The organism is Okeania sp. SIO2B9 (assembly GCF_010672505.1).
Lineage (GTDB): Bacteria > Cyanobacteriota > Cyanobacteriia > Cyanobacteriales > Microcoleaceae > Okeania > Okeania hirsuta.
In genome coordinates this window covers 1-1,623 of record NZ_JAAHGK010001514.1, presented here as the reverse complement: position 1 = coordinate 1,623, position 1,623 = coordinate 1, and the positions used below count along the sequence as shown (strand labels likewise).

At 38.9% G+C, this 1,623-nt stretch carries 1 protein-coding gene and 2 pseudogenes; all 3 read left to right on the top strand.

Features of this window, described 5'->3' with window-relative positions; genetic code table 11:
• Positions 1-132: 132 nt before the first annotated feature.
• Positions 133-924, top strand: a pseudogene (locus tag F6K13_RS32190) (ACT domain-containing protein); the annotation flags it as partial.
• Complete coding sequence (locus F6K13_RS32185; RefSeq protein WP_161564587.1) at positions 902-1,072, top strand: hypothetical protein; 171 nt, start codon at positions 902-904, stop codon at positions 1,070-1,072. The pseudogene F6K13_RS32190 and the gene F6K13_RS32185, both read left to right, overlap by 23 nt.
• A 55-nt stretch (positions 1,073-1,127) precedes the next feature.
• Positions 1,128-1,514 (top strand): annotated as a pseudogene (locus tag F6K13_RS32180) (lysylphosphatidylglycerol synthase domain-containing protein); the annotation flags it as partial.
• Positions 1,515-1,623: the final 109 nt, after the last annotated feature.

The window sequence follows — 1,623 nt, the reverse complement described above, 5'->3', positions numbered from 1 at the left end:
AGCTGAACCTTCCTTGAAGTGGTCCTCCACAACCTCCGCCTTCCATCCCGTAACAATGAAAACCTCGTCAATACCGGCGGATTTAATTCCATCTATGATGTGCTCGAGAACGGGACGCCCTTCCACCACACTTTGGGCGAACCGGAAGTCAAAACACAAGAGCGACCTATTGCTAAAGTCAGTCTTGTGGGTGCGGGAATGATCGGACGACCACAAGTAGCAGCAAAAATGTTTGAGACTTTGGCAGCAGCAGGAGTAAATATATTAATGATTTCTACTTCGGAAGTTAAGGTCAGTTGTGTGGTTGATGCAGAAGACTGTGAAAAGGCAGTTCATTCTTTGTGTCAAGCATTTGATGTGGATGTTGCAGATATTTCTAGTAACTCTGCTGCTTCTGAGTCGGAAGAAGTTTCCTCACCAGTGCGAGCAGTTGCTTTAGACATAAAGCAAGCAAGACTAGCGGTGCGTTACATTCCAGATACCCCAGGTATTGCAGCTAAAATATTTGGTTTGTTGGCGCAGAATAATATTAGTGTGGATATGATTATTCAGTCACAACGTTGTCATAGTGTGGATGGGGTTTTGACTCGTGATATTGCTTTTACTGTTTCCCAACCAGAGGGAGAAACTGCATATCAAATTTTGGCAAATGCAGCATTAGAGTTTGGTTGGGGAGAAGTGGTGTTGGAGAGTGCTATTTCTAAAGTGAGTGTAGTCGGTTCTGGAATGATTGCCCATCCAGGGGTAGCAGCACAAATGTTTGAGGCGTTGGCAGCAAGTCAAATCAACATTTTGATGATTGCTACTTCGGAAATTAAAATTAGTTGTGTGGTAGAAGAGGAGGATGGTGTAAAAGCGTTGCAAGCTATTCATAAAGCTTTTGGTTTATCTGGTAGTGAGGTTGTTAAAGTTCCAGCATATTGAAGAAGGAGTCAGAAGTCAGGAGTCAGAAGTCAGGAGGAAAAAAGAAGGAAGAGAAGAAGAAAGTTTTTTATTACTAATTAGGCGGACTGGATATAAGTTATTATCCGAAAATAATGGAAAAAATGGTCAGCATTTAGCTGATAGCTGACTGCTGATAGCTGAATGCTTACATTTAGACTAAGTTAAAGACTTGAGCATCCCTTATGAAACGACTAATTTCTATAATTATCAGTTTACTTATTCTGACAGCTATCTATTGGAAAATTGATTTTACTGGACTGATAAAAGTATTCCAAAATTCTCACCCTGTATGGATGGTAATCAGTGTTAGTATGATAGCGCCATTGACAATGTTAACTGCTTGGCGGTTACAACAATTAATGCCAAAAAGAGGGAGTAAATCATCATCTTATCTAAATTTTAGAGAAGCAAATCAATTAATTTTAGCTGCCAGTGTATTAAATATGATATTACCCTCAAAAATGGGAGATATTGTCAAAGCTTATTTTATGAAACAAAGAGGACATTTAGAGGGAAGTTTATCTCTTTCTCTAGTGATATTTGAAAAGGCTCCCACCATACTATTTTTGACTTTTGACTTTTGATTTTTAATTTGAGGTGATCGCAACTACTAAATCCTAAAAGTAATAAATTATAGATACTAAGTGGGTTCTATAATTCCTATTCCTCCTGACTCTG